The 948-nt window shown below is 38.7% G+C and carries 1 protein-coding gene; it reads left to right on the forward strand.

Annotation, left to right across the window (positions count from 1 at the left end; translation table 11 throughout):
• Positions 1-340: 340 nt before the first annotated feature.
• Positions 341-772, forward strand: a complete 432-nt coding sequence (locus HZF10_RS17860) for a hypothetical protein (protein ID WP_176007600.1) — start codon at positions 341-343, stop codon at positions 770-772.
• Positions 773-948 lie beyond the last annotated feature (176 nt).

The following is a 948-nucleotide window of genomic DNA, read 5'->3' on the forward strand; positions in this document are numbered from 1 at the left end:
CCGAAACGCCGCGACCAAAATTAGCGGCCTAACGTTACTCGCCATTTGCAGCTTATTATTTCTTTTTCGCCGATGGCGAAAGGCTGCGCCAAACGTTTCCTTACTGAATTTCCGTAATGCCTTGGGCGGACAATTTTACCACTGCTGAGAGTTCTCTTTCCAATCTCTCGTGAGCACAAACGGCCAGTAACAGCGGCTCTTCGCCACCGCTCCTTTTGTGGTTTGGGAAAATCTTTTTCATTAACTTCGTTTCCAATAACGGAGAGTACTCTCTCCGAAAGGTCGCGGCGACAAAGAAGCCGCCGAACGTTAGCTGCAAGCTTTAACAAAACTCAAATTCATGTACGAATTAATTAAAGATCTAAATTTAAATCACAAAAGACTACTGACTAGTTTTTGCATAACTTATTGTTTTGTACTCTTAGCTGTATATATATTTAAACCTGAGCTTTTTGAAAAAGCATTCTATCTTCCCTTTATAACTGCATTTTGTTTGAACGTAATCTGGTATTGCCTAAACTTGATTGTTGTGGTAATGCTTTCTATAAATAGAAATGATGAAAATTTCTTGGAGATTGAGCTTGCCGCTTTGCTATCAATAGCCATGTTGTCTATTGCAATTTTTTATGGATATTATTATACACTCCCTTTTACTACATTCCTTCTACATACATTTTTGTTTGCGTTGGCATATCTTTTTATATCTGTGATAGTTAGTTTTTTAATTTTTAAGGATGACAAACCCAAAAAGCCAGCAGCTAACCGCCGCTAATTTCGATTGCGGCAAGCGGACTAAGTTTACCAACTGTTCTTTAATTTCGTAATTTTCAGCGGAGAGTACTCTCTCCGAAAGGCCGCAACCGAAATTAGCGGCCTAACGTTACAAGACATTCCAACCAAATCGGCAAATATTGTATCTTCAAGATATGAAACATTCGATTGTAGTTG

Origin of the sequence: Flavobacterium agri (assembly GCF_013401995.1) — a bacterium.
In the GTDB taxonomy this organism is placed as follows: Bacteria; Bacteroidota; Bacteroidia; order Flavobacteriales; family Flavobacteriaceae; genus Flavobacterium; species Flavobacterium agri.

Bases quoted from the DNA above. Each gene is read 5' to 3' on its own strand.
- HZF10_RS17860 (WP_176007600.1), top strand. From the start codon at position 341: ATGTACGAATTAATTAAAGATCTAAATTTAAATCACAAAAGACTACTG.